This window comes from Buchnera aphidicola (Eriosoma lanigerum) (genome assembly GCF_964059125.1).
GTDB classification, from domain to species: Bacteria; Pseudomonadota; Gammaproteobacteria; order Enterobacterales; family Enterobacteriaceae; genus Buchnera_D; species Buchnera_D aphidicola_C.
Genome location: NZ_OZ060395.1, coordinates 41,845 through 60,320, shown reverse-complemented (window position 1 = coordinate 60,320; position 18,476 = coordinate 41,845). Strand labels below are relative to the sequence as shown.

At 23.9% G+C, this 18,476-nt stretch carries 16 protein-coding genes and 4 tRNA genes; 13 read left to right on the top strand and 7 right to left on the bottom strand.

Annotation, left to right across the window (positions count from 1 at the left end; translation table 11 throughout):
- Window positions 1-20: 20 nt before the first annotated feature.
- On the bottom strand, window positions 21-1,052 hold the full coding sequence (gene tsaD / locus AB4W75_RS00250; protein ID WP_367679468.1) for a tRNA (adenosine(37)-N6)-threonylcarbamoyltransferase complex transferase subunit TsaD: 1,032 nt from the start codon (window positions 1,050-1,052) through the stop codon (window positions 21-23).
- Between the two features lie 280 nt (window positions 1,053-1,332).
- Between tsaD and rpsU the strand changes: the two genes are divergently transcribed.
- From rpsU to rpoD, 3 genes are all read left to right on the top strand, one after another.
- On the top strand, window positions 1,333-1,548 hold the full coding sequence (rpsU, locus tag AB4W75_RS00245; protein ID WP_367679467.1) for a 30S ribosomal protein S21: 216 nt from the start codon (window positions 1,333-1,335) through the stop codon (window positions 1,546-1,548).
- Between the two features lie 81 nt (window positions 1,549-1,629).
- The gene (gene dnaG, locus AB4W75_RS00240) at window positions 1,630-3,372 is read left to right on the top strand and encodes a DNA primase (protein ID WP_367679466.1); all 1,743 of its coding nucleotides are present in this window, start codon (window positions 1,630-1,632) and stop codon (window positions 3,370-3,372) included.
- Between the two features lie 211 nt (window positions 3,373-3,583).
- The gene (gene rpoD / locus AB4W75_RS00235) at window positions 3,584-5,416 is read left to right on the top strand and encodes an RNA polymerase sigma factor RpoD (RefSeq protein ID WP_367679465.1); all 1,833 of its coding nucleotides are present in this window, start codon (window positions 3,584-3,586) and stop codon (window positions 5,414-5,416) included.
- 194 nt (window positions 5,417-5,610) lie between these two features.
- Here rpoD and cysE read toward each other — a convergent pair whose 3' ends face one another.
- From cysE to argC, 5 genes are all read right to left on the bottom strand, one after another.
- Window positions 5,611-6,459 (bottom strand): serine O-acetyltransferase, encoded by an 849-nt coding sequence (gene cysE / locus AB4W75_RS00230; protein ID WP_367679464.1) that lies wholly within the window; start codon window positions 6,457-6,459, stop codon window positions 5,611-5,613.
- 1,187 nt (window positions 6,460-7,646) lie between these two features.
- The gene (gene argH, locus AB4W75_RS00225) at window positions 7,647-9,026 is read right to left on the bottom strand and encodes an argininosuccinate lyase (protein WP_367679463.1); all 1,380 of its coding nucleotides are present in this window, start codon (window positions 9,024-9,026) and stop codon (window positions 7,647-7,649) included.
- 53 nt (window positions 9,027-9,079) lie between these two features.
- Entirely contained in the window at window positions 9,080-10,306 is a 1,227-nt protein-coding gene (locus AB4W75_RS00220; RefSeq protein ID WP_367679462.1) for an argininosuccinate synthase, read from the bottom strand.
- Between the two features lie 26 nt (window positions 10,307-10,332).
- A complete protein-coding gene (argB, locus tag AB4W75_RS00215; protein ID WP_367679461.1) occupies window positions 10,333-11,115 on the bottom strand; it encodes an acetylglutamate kinase in 783 nt (260 codons plus the stop codon).
- A gap of 22 nt (window positions 11,116-11,137) precedes the next feature.
- Window positions 11,138-12,142, bottom strand: coding sequence for an N-acetyl-gamma-glutamyl-phosphate reductase (argC, locus tag AB4W75_RS00210; RefSeq protein ID WP_367679460.1), 1,005 nt, complete (start codon window positions 12,140-12,142; stop codon window positions 11,138-11,140).
- Window positions 12,143-12,297: 155 nt separating this feature from the next.
- Here argC and argE point away from each other — a divergent pair, with 155 nt between their 5' ends.
- Window positions 12,298-13,446 (top strand): acetylornithine deacetylase, encoded by a 1,149-nt coding sequence (gene argE / locus AB4W75_RS00205; protein WP_367679459.1) that lies wholly within the window; start codon window positions 12,298-12,300, stop codon window positions 13,444-13,446.
- A gap of 43 nt (window positions 13,447-13,489) precedes the next feature.
- On the opposite strand, the gene metF is transcribed toward argE, so the two are convergent.
- Window positions 13,490-14,380: a methylenetetrahydrofolate reductase gene (gene metF, locus AB4W75_RS00200; RefSeq protein WP_367679458.1), complete on the bottom strand. Its 891-nt coding sequence runs from the start codon at window positions 14,378-14,380 to the stop codon at window positions 13,490-13,492.
- A 512-nt stretch (window positions 14,381-14,892) separates the two neighbouring features.
- On the opposite strand from metF, the gene AB4W75_RS00195 reads away from it, so the two are divergent.
- The 9 genes from AB4W75_RS00195 to rplJ all read left to right on the top strand — a co-directional run bounded on the left by AB4W75_RS00195 (window position 14,893) and on the right by rplJ (window position 18,440).
- Window positions 14,893-14,965, top strand: a tRNA-Thr gene (locus tag AB4W75_RS00195).
- A gap of 24 nt (window positions 14,966-14,989) precedes the next feature.
- Window positions 14,990-15,071 (top strand) — tRNA-Tyr (locus tag AB4W75_RS00190).
- An 81-nt stretch (window positions 15,072-15,152) separates the two neighbouring features.
- Window positions 15,153-15,227: transfer RNA gene (locus AB4W75_RS00185), tRNA-Gly, on the top strand.
- A gap of 8 nt (window positions 15,228-15,235) precedes the next feature.
- A tRNA-Thr gene (locus tag AB4W75_RS00180) sits at window positions 15,236-15,311 on the top strand.
- Window positions 15,312-15,627: 316 nt separating this feature from the next.
- On the top strand, window positions 15,628-16,011 hold the full coding sequence (secE, locus tag AB4W75_RS00175) for a preprotein translocase subunit SecE (RefSeq protein WP_367679457.1): 384 nt from the start codon (window positions 15,628-15,630) through the stop codon (window positions 16,009-16,011).
- A 1-nt stretch (window position 16,012) separates the two neighbouring features.
- Complete coding sequence (nusG, locus tag AB4W75_RS00170) at window positions 16,013-16,561, top strand: transcription termination/antitermination protein NusG (protein WP_367679456.1); 549 nt, start codon at window positions 16,013-16,015, stop codon at window positions 16,559-16,561.
- A 65-nt stretch (window positions 16,562-16,626) separates the two neighbouring features.
- Window positions 16,627-17,058 carry a 50S ribosomal protein L11 gene (gene rplK / locus AB4W75_RS00165; RefSeq protein ID WP_367679455.1) on the top strand — a complete coding sequence of 144 codons (432 nt, stop codon included), beginning with the start codon at window positions 16,627-16,629 and terminating at the stop codon, window positions 17,056-17,058.
- Between the two features lie 9 nt (window positions 17,059-17,067).
- Window positions 17,068-17,760, top strand: coding sequence for a 50S ribosomal protein L1 (gene rplA / locus AB4W75_RS00160; protein ID WP_367679454.1), 693 nt, complete (start codon window positions 17,068-17,070; stop codon window positions 17,758-17,760).
- A gap of 188 nt (window positions 17,761-17,948) precedes the next feature.
- Entirely contained in the window at window positions 17,949-18,440 is a 492-nt protein-coding gene (rplJ, locus tag AB4W75_RS00155) for a 50S ribosomal protein L10 (RefSeq protein WP_367679453.1), read from the top strand.
- Window positions 18,441-18,476: the final 36 nt, after the last annotated feature.

Here is an 18,476-nt window from a genome sequence, read left to right as displayed (position 1 = left end):
TCTATTCATATTTATAATAATTATTTATTGTATACAGATATATCAGATAATGACCATTTTGGAAATACAGATATACATAAATCAGAAGAATTATTTTTTTTCTTTGAATGAATAAATCTCAAAAAACCAGCATATGCTATCATAGCTCCGTTATCAGTACAAAATTCTATTTTAGGATAAAATAAATTACCATTTAATTTTAACATTAATTGTTTTAACCTACTTTTTATTCTATGATTAGCACTAACTCCTCCAGAAATTACTAAAGTATTTAAATGAGTTATTTTCAAAGCACGATGACACTTAATGACTAAAGTATCCGAAACTGCTTCTTCAAAAGCTAATGCAATATCAGATTTAGTTTGTATATCACTATTATTATTATTGACAATTTTTTCTACAAATGTACGTAAACCTGAAAAACTAAAATTTAAACCTGGTTTATCTATCATAGGTCTAGGAAAATAAAATCGATTAATATTTCCTTTTTTAGATAAATTAGAAATTTCAGGACCTCCAGGATATTTTAATCCTAATGATTTAGCTACTTTATCAAATGCATTACCTACAGAAATATCAACAGAAGTCCCTAATAAATGATATTCTCCTAATTTTTTTGCATGTACTAATTGTGTATGTCCTCCAGAAATTAATAATGCTACAAATGGAAAATTTAAACTCTTGTTATTCAACATAGGTGATAATAAATGTCCTTCCATATGATGTACTTTAATTGTTGGTATATTTAAAGAAAAAGCCAATGATGTTCCAATTGTTGCTCCTACCAATAATGATCCTGCTAATCCAGGACCAGCAGTGTATGCAATGGCATTAATAGAATTTAAAGAACAATTAATTTCTTTAAATGATTCTTTTATTAATGTAGAAATATTATTCATATGATATCTAGCAGCTAATTCTGGAACTACTCCTCCAAAATAATTATGGAATTGAGATTGGTTAAAAATTTTATTTACTAATATACCATAATTATTATCATAAATAGATACACCTGTATCGTCACATGAAGTTTCTAATCCTAGTATACGCACTGAATCTTCCTAATATGTAGTAATATAATAAAATTAAATAATAAACAATTACTATTATTCTAGTAAATCAAGTATATTAACATATTAATAAATACTATATAATGAAAATACAAATTATTGATTCACAATCTATTTTATTTTTTTTTTTTTTTTTTTTACAATCAAACTCGTATTAATATATTTTATATATTTAAAATAGATATACGATATGATAAACATCATTATTTTAATTTAATACAATATTGATATTACTAATTATTATTTTAAGGTCTATATTATTATGCCTATTATTAAAGTTCGTGAAAATGAACCGTTTGATGTAGCTTTGAGAAGATTTAAGAGATCTTGCGAAAAAGCAGGTATTTTAGCAGAAATTAGAAGAAGAGAATTTTATGAAAAACCTACAACAGAAAGAAAAAGAGCAAAAGCATCAGCAATAAAACGTCTTACTAAAAAATTAACTCGAGAAAATGCTCGAAATATACGAATGTATTAATATTTTATAATTTTATTATAATCATTATCTCAAGACCGAGTTTATATTTCATTCGGTCTTATACTTTATATAAATATAAACATGCATCAATGGAAAATACCACAAGAATTTATTAATGAATTATTAGCTCGAACAAATATAATCGATTTAATTGGATCTAAATTATCATTAAAAAAAAATGGAAATAACTATAAGTCATTATGTCCTTTTCATAATGAAAAAACTCCATCTTTTGTAGTAAACGATATAAAACAATTTTACCACTGTTTTGGATGTCAAGCACATGGTAATGCCATTGATTTTTTAATGAATTATGAACAATTAAATTTTATAGAAACTATTGAAGAATTATCTTTGTTACATGGATTAAGTATTCCTAATAAATCTATAAATCCAGTAAACAATAATGTACTCTTTCATATGTACTACTCACATCAAATATTAAAAAAAATTTGTAATATATATTATGATCAATTATTACAATCAAATAATACTACTTCTTATCAATATTTGATTCAAAGAGGAATTAAAAAAAAAACAATAGAAGAATTTTCTATTGGATTTTCTGGAAATAAATCTAATAATATTGCTAAATATTTTAGTTCTAATACAAAACAATACAATATTCTAATTAAATTAGGATTAATTATTAAAGATTCTCGAGGAAGAACATACGATCATTTTAGAAATCGTATTATTTTTCCTATTCGAGATAGAAATGGAAGAATCAATGGATTTGGAGGAAGAGCAATTTATCCTCAATCTAATCCAAAATATTTAAATTCTTCCGAAAGTTTTATCTTTAAAAAAAGCAAACAAATATATGGAATATATGAATTAATTAAAAAAAATTTAAAACCAAATAGAATTATTGTGGTTGAAGGATATATAGATGTAGTTATGCTTACTCAATTTAAAATTAATTATGTTGTAGCTATACTTGGTAGCACTATTACAACAGAACAAATAAAATTAATTTTTCGTATAACTGATAATATTATTTATTGTTATGATGGAGATAAAGCTGGAAAAATAGCTTCTTGGACATCATTAAAACTATCTTTACCTTACTTACAAGATCATAAAAGTATAAAATTTATTTTTTTACCCAATAATACAGATCCCGATACAATTATTCAACAAGAAGGAACAATTTCTTTTCAAAACAGAATTAATAATGCCATGAATGCTTCAGAATTTTTATTTTTAAAATTATTACATAATGCAGACTTATCTTCTATTGAAAAAAAATCTTATTTTAGTTCATTAATTATTCCTTTAATTAATTTAATTCCAGGAAAAATAATGAGAACATATTTGCATCAAAAATTAGGACTACAATTAGGAATTTTAAATATAGAACAACTAAACTCATTATTCCTTCAACAACATAAAAAAAATCTTAATATAAAAATAAAACATACACCCATGCGTACAATAATTGGATTATTAATACAAAATCCAAAACTATCAAAATTCGTTCCAAAAAAAATAACTATAATTAAATTTAATATTAAAGGATTTGATATATTTTTAGATTTATTTAAAACTTGTATAAGTAATCCAAAATATAAAACTGGTCAAATATTAGAATTATATAGAAATAGTAAAATAGAAAATATTCTGAAAAAATTAACTATATGGGATCACATGATCATCAAAGAAAAAATTAAAAACGTGTTTTTAGATTCATTAACCATGATATATAATCAAAAGTTAGAAAAACAATATTATAATCTTATTATGAAAGAAAAAAACCAAGGATTAAATAAAAATGAAAAAAAAGAATTATGGTCAATTACTGTTTCTTTATCACAAAAATAAAAATTATTACTAATTTTATTAATTTAAATACTAATTTAGTTCTATAACATGTTAAAAAAAGTAATATTAATTATATATCAATATATTTATAATATAAAATATTATAAAAAAAAATATTAAAATTACTCAATACATTTATATAACTAACTCATAAATTAATTACTATTGTAATTAATTTAATATTAATTAACTGCAGTATGGATATCGTCTTATGGAGCATAATCCACAATCACAATTAAAATTACTAGTTACTCATGGAAAAGAACAAGGTTATCTGACTTATTCTGAAGTTAACGATCATCTTCCAGAAGATATTGTTGATTCTGATCAAATTGAAGATATTATACAAATGATTAACGATATGGGAATTCAGGTGGTAGAAGAAGCACCCGATGCTGATGATTTAATTTTAAATGAAAATAGTACCAATACAGATGAAGATGCAGTTGAAGCAGTAGCACAAGTATTATCTAGTGTAGAAACAGAACTAGGTAGAACTACTGATCCTGTTCGTATGTATATGAGAGAAATGGGATCAGTTGAATTACTTACTAGAGAAGGTGAAATTGATATAGCTAAAAGAATTGAAGAAGGAATTAATCAGGTACAATGTTCTGTAGCAGAATATCCAGAAGCTATTACTTATTTATTAAAACAATATGATCGAGTTGAATCTGGAGATATACAATTATCAGATTTAATAATAGGATTTATAGATCCTAACGCAGAAGAAACTATTTCTCCATCTATAATAAATATTGAATCAGAACTAGATGAAGAAAAGATACAACATGATGAACAACAAGAAGAAAATCATGTAGATGAAGATCATAATATTGATCCTATACTAGCTCATGAAAAATTTTCTGCATTAAGAAATCAATACTTCGCTACTACAAAAGCTATAAAAAATAAAAATCGAACTCATAAAGACGTTTTATTAGAAATTCATAATCTTTCAGAAATATTTAAACAATTTCGATTAGTTCCTAAACAATTTGATTATTTAGTAAATAACATGCGAAATATGATGGAACGTGTTCGTGTGCAAGAAAGATATGTCATGAGATTATTTGTAGAAAAATGTCAAATTCCTAAAAAAAAATTTATTCATATTTTTAGCAAATCTGAAACTAATAAAAATTGGTTTAATCAAGTTAAAAAAATGAATAAAAACTGGTCAGAAAAATTATTACATTTTCAAGAATCAATTCATAATAGTTTAAAAAAATTAACGGAAGTAGAGCAAGAAACAGGACTTACTATTGAACAAGTTAAAGATATTAATAGAAGAATGTCTATTGGAGAAGCTAAAGCAAAACGAGCTAAAAAAGAAATGGTAGAAGCTAATTTAAGATTAGTAATCTCTATTGCAAAAAAATATACTAATAGAGGATTACAATTTTTAGATTTAATTCAGGAAGGAAATATAGGATTAATGAAAGCAGTAGATAAATTTGAATATCGTCGTGGATATAAATTTTCAACATATGCTACTTGGTGGATTCGACAAGCAATTACACGATCTATAGCAGATCAAGCTAGAACTATTAGAATTCCAGTTCATATGATAGAAACAATTAATAAACTTAATCGTATTTCTAGACAAATGTTGCAAACAATTGGAAGAGAACCTACTCCTGAGGAATTATCAGAAAAAATGCTTATTCCAGAAGATAAAATAAGAAAAGTTTTAAAAATAGCGAAAGAACCTATATCCATGGAAACTCCTATTGGTGATGAAGAAGATTCTCATTTAGGAGATTTTATTGAAGATACTACTTTAGAGTTACCATTAGACTCAGCTACATCAGAAAGTCTTCGTTCTGCTACTCATAACGTATTAGCTGGATTAACTCCAAGAGAAGCTAAAGTACTAAGAATGAGATTTGGTATTGATATGAATTCTGATCATACCTTAGAGGAAGTAGGTAAACAGTTTGATGTTACTCGTGAACGAATCCGTCAAATTGAAGCTAAAGCATTACGAAAATTAAGACATCCTAGTAGATCAGAAATATTAAGAAATTTTTTAGATGAGTAATTTTAAATTGTATTTATTTAAATTTATATTCTAATACAATAGAAATAAAAGCTTCCTTTATTTTTTTGGAAGCTTTTTCTACTCATTAAAAATATTTATTTATAAAAATAATATTTACTAAAAATACAATTAATATATATTATTTTAATGTTATTATTATAATTATTTATACAATAATAAAACTATTAACAAATTTAAATTCCAGATCCATATTCAAATTCATTTTCTATAATTTTACTATGACGCATCTTATTAGTATTATGAAGATCTGTTTTATACAATAGCATACTAATACGATCTTGATTAACAATTTTAGCAGGTACTCCAACTACTGTTGAGTATTCTGGAACTGAATTTAATACTACCGCTCCTGCTCCTATTTTTGCTCCATAACCAACTTCAATATTTCCTAAAACTTTAGCTCCAGCTCCTATAATGACTTTAGATCGAATTCTTGGATGACGACGATTACCTACTACTGTCTGTTTTCCTGTTCCACCTAACGTTACTGATTGCAAAATAGAAACATTATCTTCGATAATTACTGTTTCTCCTATTACAATACCAGTAGCATGGTCAAACATAATTCCAGAACCAATTGTTGCAGCAGGATGAATATCTACCGCCATTAAAGTAGAAATTTGATTTTGTAAATATAATGCTAAAGATTTTTTATTTTTTTTCCAAAAGTAATTACTAATTCTATAACCTTGTAATGCATGAAAACCTTTAAAATACAATAGTGGAATTACATAATGGTTAACTGCAGGATCTTTGTTATAAATAGCTTGAATATCTCTACTAGCAAATTCAATCATGATAGGGTTAGATAAATAACATTGATTAAAAATCTTATATAAAAAGTTATCTGAAATCATAGGATTTGATAATTTTTTCGATAAAATAAAAATTATTGATTCAGTTAAATTATGATGTTGTAAGATATTTTTATAATAAAAACGAAATAAGAACGATTCTTTTTTTAATAAAAATTGAGTTTCATTAACTATTGTAGACCAAAGCATATCTAATGTTTTAAACATTATTATTCTCTCTTAATAACAGGAAAATATAAATATTTAATGTATCAATCATGTTCATATTACAAATAATTTATAATATTAAAGTCAATTAATGTTATTTATATAAATATATATATTATCATTTGTTCTTATTTTTAATAAAAATCATTTGTAAATTTATTTCAATAATAATTCTAGTAACTTTACTTATATTAAAAAATAATATTATGTATATAATACTATAAAATATAAACCAAACATTTAAATATTATATATGAAAATATTTTTTATTTATTTATCATAATGATATATATATAAAAATAAATCTTAAATTAATAAAATTATTATATTTAAATAATATATTTTATATATATATTACTATTGTAATAATATCATTATTTTCATAATTAAAATTAATACTTATTTAAAATTATTTATATTAAAATTTTAATTTATTTTAAAATTATTATTTTATTTAAAAAAAAATATGACATAAAATTATTTAATATCATACTATTTAATAAATATAGAAAATTAAATAATATGATGATTAAAAAATCCAATTTTTAATTAAATTTAATATAATACAATCGTTAAAGATATAAAAATAATACATTAACATATATCTAATTAAGTATATTTTTATAATTTAAATATATTATTAATTTATCAATATCATAGTAATATATAATTTTTATTATTAATATATGTATAAAAAAAAATGATATTAATTTTAAATTAAAGTGAATCATATTGAATTATAAATCATTAATATTATTATAAATATATTTATATAAAATAAATTTTATTTTAATAAAAACATAATTTATTTTAAATACAAATGTTACAATGTTTACCTAAAATAATTTTAATTAGTAACAATGTTTTGCATAAAAGTTTACCTAAATTTTTTTAAAAATTAATAAATTAAATTACTAATAATAATTAAATGAATTCTAATATAAATAAAATATAATTATATGTAATACATAAATTTAAAAAAAAATATTTTAAAAATAATATAAAATATAATTGTTTATTTTCAAATATATATATAAAATTTATATTAAAAAAAAATAAAATTTTATATCAATATATAATATATATGCAATATAATTAATATTACAAACATACTATATACAACATTAAAAATATTGTATATAGTATATTTCATAAATAAAATGTTATTTGTTCATTAATTATGTAAATTAAGTTAAATTTAATCTAATTTTTTCATTTTCAATAACTTTTTTTGTTCGTAAAAATGAAACACCACCTTGAGAATTACGTTTATTAATACAAGACTCTAAACTTAGTATTTTATACACATCTTTTTCGATTACAGTGTGATACTTTTGAAACGTACATAAATCTAATTGTTCTAAAGAAACATTTTTATTAATTGCTTCTAATACAATTTGACCAACAATATAATGAGCTTCCCTAAATGGAATATTTTTTGTAACTAAATAATCAGCTAATTCAGTGGCATTACTATATCCAAGTTGAGCTGCAGAATAACAATTTTTCTTTTTAACTTTAATTGTATCTAAAATTAATCCAGACATTTGTACACAATTATTCCATGTATATAAAGCATCAAATAATCCTTCTTTATCTTCTTGCATATCTTTATTATAAGATAACGGTAAACTTTTTAATAATACTAATATTTGAACTAATGAACCATATACTCGTGCACATTTTCCACGAATTAATTCTAAAGAATCAGGGTTTTTTTTCTGTGGCATTAAAGAAGATCCAGAAGTAACATCATCAGATAATTCAATAAAATTAGCTTCTCCTGAATTAAAAAAAATTAAATCTTCAGAAAACCGAGATAAATGCATCATACTAATAGAAGCTACCGATATTAGTTCAATAACATAATCTCTATCTCCTACACTATCTAAACTATTATTAGAAGTATTAGTAAAACCTAATAAACAAGATATCTTTTCACGATCGATGTTCCAAGTAGTTCCTGAAAGTGCACCAGATCCTAAAGGATTAACATCCATTCTTTGATATGCATCTTCTAATCTACTTTTATCTCTTTTTAACATTTCTAGATATGCTAAACACCAATGAGCGAATGTAATTGGTTGTGCTCTTTGTAAATGAGTATATCCTGGCATAATTACATCAATTGTTTTTTCTGCTACTAATATCAATTTTTTTTCTAAATTGGTTAATTCATCCATTAATATTATTACTTGAGATTTACACCATAACTTTAAATCAGTAGTTACTTGATCATTACGACTCCTACCAGTATGTAATTTTTTAGCTAATGCACCTAATTTATCTACTAATTGTTTTTCCACCCAACTATGAATATCTTCTACATCACTAGATAAAATTATACTTGGTTCTTTTGTAACTTTTTCTAATAAATTAATTAATTCTCTTTCAATCATTTGTTGTTCATCATATGTAATTATATTACTACTTAAGATAGCTTTTGACCAAGCAATAGATCCTAAAATATCTTGTTTAGCTAAATTATAATCAAAATATAAAGAACTATTAAATTTTTTAAAAAAATTATCAGATTTTTTAAAAAATCTTCCTCCCCATAGCACCATTATTACTCCAAAAAAAAAAGTGAATTTTATAGATGTTCAAAGCAATAAAATGTTTAATGATTGTTATTCAATTGATTAGATTTTATTGCTCTAATTCGAGTGGATAAAGAAGTTAAACGAATAAAACCAGAAGCATCAGAATGAGTATATTGTTCATCATGTTCAAATGTAGAAAATGCTTTAGAATATAATGAATGAATTGATTTCTTTTGTAAAATTGTAATAGATCCTTTATATAATTGTAATTTTACCTCTCCTGTTATTAATTTTACTAATACTTCTGAAGCTGCTTGCAATGATTCACGATACGGAGAAAACCAACATCCATCATAAATAATATAAGACATATCTAAACCTAATTTTAATCTCCATTTCATACTTTCTCTATCTAATACTAATTCTTCAATAGCACGTATAACTTTCATAATAATAGTTCCTCCAGGTGTTTCATAACATCCTCTAGATTTAATTCCAACTAATCTATTTTCTACAATATCAATTCTACCAATACCATGTTTAGAACCAATTTTATTTAATAATTCTAAACACTGTAGGGAATCCATTTCAGTATGATTAATAGAATTTACTTTACCATGATTAACATGAATAGTCAGATATTCTGGTTCATTAGGAGCTAAAATAGGATCTACAGTTCGTATCCAACAATCCATAGTTGTATTGTTCCAAGTTTCTTCTAATCTTCCACCTTCAGTAGAAGTATGCCAAATATTGGAATCTCTACTATATATTTTTTCTGCAGTAGCTGTTGTTGGTATATTTTTCAACTTTAAATATGATAATAAATCTTCACGAGAATGAAAATTCCATTCTCTCCAAGGAGCAATTACTTGTAATTGAGGTCCTAATGCTGCATAAACCATTTCAAATCTAACTTGATCATTTCCTTTCCCTGTCGATCCATGACATAAAAATTTAGCTTTTAATTTTATAGCTAATTCAACTTGAGATTTAGCTATAATAGGACGAGCCATACTTGTACCTAATAAATAATTCCCTTCATACATTGCTCCTGTTTGTATTACTGGATATATATAACTATTTAATAGTTCTTCTCTAAGATCTAATAAATAAACTTCATCAGCACCTGAATCTAAAGCTTTTTTTTCAATTCCTTCTAATTCTATTTGTTCTTGACCTACATTAGCAATAAAAGCAACAACTTGTAAATTATAATTTTCTTTAATCCAGGGTATAATAGCAGAAGTATCTAAACCACCAGAATAAGCTAATACAACTTTATTTAATAATTTTTTATTCATTTAATTACTACCTTTAACATTATATATTAATTAGTATGAAATACTCGAGTACCTATTGATACTCCTTGAAATAATAATTCTAATTGTGAAATTTGTTGCCAACTAGCAATATCAATAGGTCTTCCTAACGAACATGCTACATCTAATGCTGCTCGTACTTTAACAATCATACCATTAGTAATAATTCCTTGTTGAATTAATGTTTCTGCTTCAATATTATTTATTGATGTAATTCTTTGTCCTTTACCATTTAAAATAGCACTAACATCAGATAACAAAAGTAAATTAGCATTTAAAGTTTTTGCCAAAGCAGCTGCTGCTAAATCAGCATTAACATTCATTAACTCACCAGAATCAGTAATACCAATAGAACTAATAATAGGAAGAAATTTATTAGAAAGAATTTGTTTTAAAAATACATCTGATCCAGGTTCGGCTAATCCTACATATCCTAATTCTTCATTAAATTGTTTAACATTGATACTATTTCCATCTGATAAACATAAACCAATTGCATTAATATTTGTTTGTTTTGCATACGACAAAATAGTTTTATTTACTGTACCTGCTAATACTCCAGTAATTATATTAATATGTTCACGTAATGTTTGTCTTAATCCATTAATCTTATGTATCTTAAATCCTAACTTTTTCATCATTTGATCAATTAATTTACCTCCTCCATGTACAATTAATACATCACGATTATGTAATTGAAGATAAGACGATAAAATATTAAAAAAATTTTTTATTGCGAAATTATCATTTAATATAGCTCCGCCTAACTTAATGATTAACGAACTATTCATAATAAAAATAAACTCATTGAATTTAAATAAGTGTTTTAGTTTCATCAAAACCAAAACGAATGTTAAAACATTGTATTGCCTGTGAAGCAGCTCCTTTTAATAAATTGTCTTCTGTTACAACAATTACTAAATAATTTTTATTACTTTTAAAACCAATATCACAAAATGGTAATCCTAAAACTGATTTTAGTTTTGGAATACTATCATGATATAAACGAATACAAGAAGAATTCTCATAACATTGAGTAAATATTGAAATTATCTCTGATAACAGAATATTATCTTTTAATACACAAGTAATAGTTGCTAAAATACCACGATTAAATGCTCCTAAATGAGGAATAAATACAATAGGAATACCTAGTTGTTCAGTAATTTCAGGAATATGTTTATGGATAAAAATATTATATGGTTGTAAATCTACTTCGCAAAAACTATTAATCATACTAATTTTTCTACCTGCCCCACTCACTCCACTAATAGCATTTATAATGGGACGATGAGAACAAGATAACAACTGTTTTATAACTAATGGTTTTAAAGCTAATTGAATACATGTTGCATAACATCCTGGAAGAGCAAGTAATTGAGCTTGTTGAATTTCTTTAAAATTCCATTCTGGTAGTGAATAAATAGCATTTTTTAATAAATCTAAATGTTCATGAATAAATCCATAATATTTAGGATATTTATTATAATTTTTTAATCTAAAAGCTCCTGATAAATCAAATATTACACAACCTTTAGAAATAAATAATGGAATTAAATTATAACTGACAAGATGATCAGTAGCAAAAAATACTGCATGAAATACACTATTACTATGTATAAATTTATTGATTGATTCTAAATAAAGATTAACTCTTCCTTTTAAAGAAGGATAAATATCAGAAATGTTTTTCCCAATGTCTTTACTATCATGTGAAACTGCTAAAGATATTGAATTAACATGTTCGTGTTTATTTAAATAACAAACTAATTCAACACCAGAATATCCACTAGCTCCTACTATAAGTATTTTTAACATAAGATTGGTACACCTTTTTGTTAAAACATTTTAAATAAAAAAATAAATTATACAAATATTAGATAATTAATTAAAATCAATTTTAATCAGATTTACTCTATACAATAGAAATAATTTAAGATAAAATTTAAATTTAATTTTCATACTATTTTACCATGAAAAAATTTCCTTCATTTATTCAAATATATAAAAAATTAATACAGACTAATTCAATTAATTCAATAAATATAAATGACGATTCTAGTAATAAAATTATTATTGATATATTAGCTAATTGGTTATATGACTTAAATTTTTCAGTTGAAATTCAATCTATTCCAAAAACTAATAATAAATTTAATTTACTGGCAACTATGGGTTCAGGTCCAGGAGGTCTACTAATCTCTGGACATTCTGATACTGTTAATGTTAATACGAAATTATGGAATTTTGATCCTTTTCAATTGACTATACGAGATAATAAATTTTATGGCTTAGGAGCAGTAGATATGAAAGGATTTTTTGCGTGTATATTAGATTTATTACATGATTTAAACTTAAAAAAAAATACGCATCCATTATATATACTTATCACTGCTGATGAAGAAACAACTATGTCTGGAGCAAAATATTTTTCTCAATTTACTCAAATTAAACCAAAAATAATATTTATTGGAGAACCAACTTCTTTAAAACCTATAATTGGACATAAAGGGCATATTTCAAAATCTATTTCTGTACAAGGTAAATCCGGTCATTCCAGTGATCCAAACAATGGAATAAATAGCATTGATATTATGCATTTAATATTAAATTCATTATTTCAATTAAGAGATAAATTAAAATATATGCTTAACCAGAAGCAATTTCAAATCCCTTATTCTACAATGAATTGTGGATATATCCATGGAGGTAAATCAGCAAATATTATTTGTGATTTTTGTACTTTGCATATAGATATACGTTTACTTCCTAATTTATCTATTCCACAATTTGATGATTTAATGTTTAATGAACTAAAAACAATACAAAATACATGGGGACAAAATATTATAATTAAAAATATACATGAACCCATTCCAAGTTATGCATTATCTCAATCATCTGATCTTTTATATATTGTGGAATATTTATCACAAAAAAAATCAGAATTTGTAAATTACTGTACTGAAGCATCATTTATGCAATATGTAGCTCCTACAATAATTTTAGGACCTGGATCAATTAATCAAGCACATCAACCTGATGAATATCTAGATATGAATTTTATAAAACCTACCAAAAATATTTTTAAAAAATTTATTCAATATTTTTGTAAAAAATAATACAAATAATAAAGAATCATAGTAGATTTTTTCAATAATAATGTCATTCATTAGATGTATTACTTAATAAACGACAAATTGCATACGATAATTTAGAACAATTTAATGTATAAAAATGAAAACTAGTAACACCTTCATAATACAATGATTGTATCATATCCATAGCAATTTTATATCCAATCATCATACTAGTTATTGAATTTTTTTCTACATTTTCAAAAATTTTATATATCCATTTTGGAATATGTACATTGGTCATTTTTGCAAAACGATGAATTTGATTAAAATTAACAATTGGTAAAATACCAGGAATAATCTCAACTGTAATGCCATTAGCTATACATTTATCTCTAAAATAAAGAAATTTATCTGTACTAAAAAAAAATTGTGTTATTGCCTGGTTAGCACCCTCATCAATTTTTTTTTTTAAATAAATTAAATCTGATTTTTCATTAATTGCTTCTGGATGAACTTCTGGATATGCTGCAACAGAAATATTAAAATTAGCAATTTTTTTTAAAAATTTTACTAAATCAGAAGCATACATAATTACTTTTTTTGAAATATTTAATGTATCTCCTCTTAAAGCTACAATATGTTTAATACCAGCTGACCAATATTTTTTTGCAATTTCTTCTAATTCTATCAAATTATGATTTATGCAAGTTAAATGAGGAGCTACTTCTATATTTGTAACTTGATTAACTTGAGTAACTATATCTAAAATTTGATTACAATCACTATTATTAGCTCCATAAGTAATGGAAAAAAAATTAGGATTCAATTTTTTTAATTGATTTATAGAATCCCAAAATTTATTTTGCATATCAATATTTTTAGGTGGAAAAAATTCAAATGAAATATTTATTTTTTTAGTTAAATTTAAGATATGATGATTCAATAATTCGTATTTGTATTTATTAAAAAAAAACATAATGTTATCCCATTAACAAATATTTATTTTATTCTATAATAATTTTAAAATAAAAATATGCAATATTTAATTAATAAACTAATAAAAAATAACTACTTAATAGTAATAATTTATGAAAAACAATTACTACTAAAATAATTTATGATCATTATCAATTATAATTCATTTATTATACTAAAAATTAAACAAAAAAATCTATATATAAAATAATTTATATTTGCATACATAAAAAAAATTTCTAACAATAAGTTATATACTCTATATAATTCATAATTAAAATATCTAGTATTAATTTATTTATGTATAAAATTAAAACAAACATGATTTTTATTATTAGTAAACGTTATAATTTCTATTGATAAATAAAAATGTTAATAAAAATTCAGAATTACATGCTTTTTTATTTTAAATATGATATCATGAAAACATTATAGTTGAATACATTCAATTAGAAAAATTAAAAACTAAAAAATTTATATTAAAATACATATTTTAAAATAAAAAAAATATTAGCCGGCTTAGCTCAGTAGGTAGAGCAACTGACTTGTAATCAGTAGGTCACCAGTTCGATTCCGGTAGCCGGCAGCAATAAGAAAAAATATATATTTAGGTGGGATTCCCGAGTGGCTAAAGGGAGCAGACTGTAAATCTGCCGTCATTGACTTCGAAGGTTCGAATCCTTCTCCCACCATATATACATAACATATGTAATTACAATATATTTTAATGAAAAAATTATTACAATTAGTTTATTAGCTAAAAATATTACTATGCGGGCATGGTATAATGGCTATTACATCAGCCTTCCAAGCTGATAATGCGGGTTCAATCCCCGCTGCCCGCTCCATATTTTTTGCTGGTATGGCTCAGTAGGTAGAGCGCACCCTTGGTAAGGGTGAGGTCCCCAGTTCAAATCTGGGTATCAGCACCATCCATAAAAAAATATTTTTATATGTAATTAATTACTATTCTAACTTATCTAAAAAAAATAAGATTAACAAAAATCAGAAATAATTTTAAAAATATATATAATATTGAAATAATAATATTACATATATTATTGTTAACTTCAGTTTAAACAGTTGATTGCAGGGGGGTAAATTACGATACTATAAAAAATAATAGTATCGTAATTTACCCCCCTGCAATCAACTGTTTAAACTGAAGTTAACAATAATATTGTTACCACATGACACAAAAAAAGGTATAATACAAAAAAATTATATCTATAACTTTTAAACCATCTTATGAATATTACTAATCGAGATCAAAAATTTAATTATTCAATAGAACTAATAAAATGGATTTCTATAATTATTTTACTTATAACAATTATCATTAGTAATTCTTACTATAGAAACATTAATATATTTATTCGAATTAGTTTCATTCTTAGTATTAGTATTATAATACTTAACATCTTTTTAATAACAAAGAAAGGGACTAATACACTATCTTTAATTCAAGAATCTAAAAATGAGTTAAAAAAAATTATTTGGCCAAACTACAAGGAAACATTATATACGACATTAATTGTATCTATCATAACTACTATTATGTCATTAATCTTATGGACACTAGACCAATTTTTATTTTATCTAGTATCATTAATTACCAACATGAGATTGTAAAATGTTTAAGGAAAAAAAGAAAAGATGGTACGTATTACAAACTTTTTCTGGTATTGAGACTCGTGTTTCTCAATCTATACAAGAACACATTAAACTTAATGGAATGGAATCTTATTTTGGAGAAATTATGGTTCCTACAGAAGAAGTAGTAGAAATGAAAAGTGGACAAAGAAGGAAAAGTGAACACAAATTCTTTCCAGGATATATATTAATTCAAATGCATATGAATAATAAGAGTTGGCATTTAATTAAAAATGTACCTCGAGTTATGGGTTTTATTGGAGGAACTTCTGATCATCCAGCTCCAATTAGTGATAAAGAAGTTGATACTATAGTCAATCGTCTGAGACAAGTGAGTGACAAACCTAGACCTAAAACATTATTTGAACCAGGAGAAACAGTTCGAGTAAATGATGGCCCTTTTTCTGATTTCAATGGAATTGTAGAAGAAGTTGATTATGATAAAAGTAGATTGAAGGTATCCGTGTCAATATTTGGAAGATCTACTCCAGTGGAATTAGATTTTGCACAAGTAGAAAAAATTAACTAAATTATAAAATAAATTATGATAAATAATTATATAAAACTAATACAATTCATAGAGCAATTATACTTATGGCAAATAAAAAAATAAATGCTTATATAAAACTTCAAGTAGCAGCTGGAATGGCAACTCCCAGTCCTCCCATTGGACCGGCTTTAGGGCAAAAAGGATTAAATATTATGGAATTTTGTAAATTATTTAACTCTAAAACTGCACAATTAGAAAAAGGAATACCTATTCCAGTAATTATCACAGCTTATGTTGATAAAACTTTTACATTTATCACAAAAACTCCTCCTGCTTCTGTGTTATTAAAAAAAGCAGCAGGTATTAAATCAGGATCTAGTAAACCTAATCAAGATATTGTTGGAGAAATCACTCTACAACAAATTCAAGAAATAGCACAATTAAAATTAGATGATATGACAGGTTCTAATATTGAAAATATAAGTAAATCAATTGCAGGAACAGCTAAATCAATGGGATTAAAAATTAAACAATAGAAAAAAGTTATGAAAAAAATAACAAAAAGAATGAAATATATAAAAAATCAAATTAATATAAAAAAAATATATAATATTGATGAAGCAATTACATTATTAAAAAATGTTTCTTCAACAAAATTTATAGAAAGTGTTGATATAGCAGTTAATTTAGGTATTGATCCAAAAAAATCAGATCAAAATATTAGAGGATCTGTTGTATTACCTCACGGAACGGGTAATGTAGTACGAGTAGCTGTTTTTACACAAGGTGATAATATTAATAAAGCAAAACAAGCAGGTGCAGAATTAGTAGGAATGAATGATTTGGCAGAAAAAATAAAATCTAATGGAATTAATTTTGATGTTGTTATTGCATCTCCAGATGCAATAACAGTTGTTAGTAAATTAGGTTCTTTACTTGGACCTAAAGGTTTGATGCCTAATTTAAAATTAGGTACTGTAACAGAGGATATTAGTACTGCTGTACATAATGCTAAATCAGGTCAAATACGTTTTCGAAATGATAAAAATGGAATATTACACACCACAATTGGAAAAGTTAATTTTTCATTATTGCATTTAAAAAACAATTTTTTCATATTTTTAGAAACATTAAAAAAACTTAAACCAAGTCAATCTAAAGGAATATTTATTAAAAAAATATTTTTATCTACAACTATGGGAGGATCTATCAATATTGATCCATCTTTAACTATTTAATTAATTCATATAATATGAAAATGTACAATTAAATTTTAAATAAGTATTGTTATGATAAATATCATATATTTAAGATTATACGGAAATTAATATGTTAAATGAAAAATATCATAAATATTAAAACCAAATTTTTAGAAATTATGATATTCCATAATAAGTATCTTGATTCTAGAATTTAGGAATAAAACATGGCATTAAATCTTCAATCCAAGAAAACAATTGTTTCAAAAATACATGAAATATCTAAATTAGCATTATCTGCTATCATTGCTGATTCTAATGGTATTGAAACAAATAAAATAACAGAATTAAGAAAAAAAGCTCGTAAATTAAGAGTTACAATTAAAATTGTACAAAATAATTTATTACGTTTAGCTATACAAGGAACTCATTTAGAATGTTTAAAAAATTCTTTAAAAGGACCTTCTTTAATTGGTTATTCTTTTATACATCCTGGTAGTGCTGCTAGATTGTTTACAAAATTTTCTAAAGATAATGTAAAATTTAAAATTATTAGTGCTGTATTTGAACAAAAATTACTAACAAAAACACAAATTAATCAATTAGCCAATATGCCAACATATGAAGAATCTATAATAAAATTACTATTTATTATGAAAGAAGCTTCTGTAGGAAAAATAGTACGCATACTATTTCATTTATCAAAAAAAATCAATTAAATTAAAATAATATATTGAATTTTAAATATAAAAAAT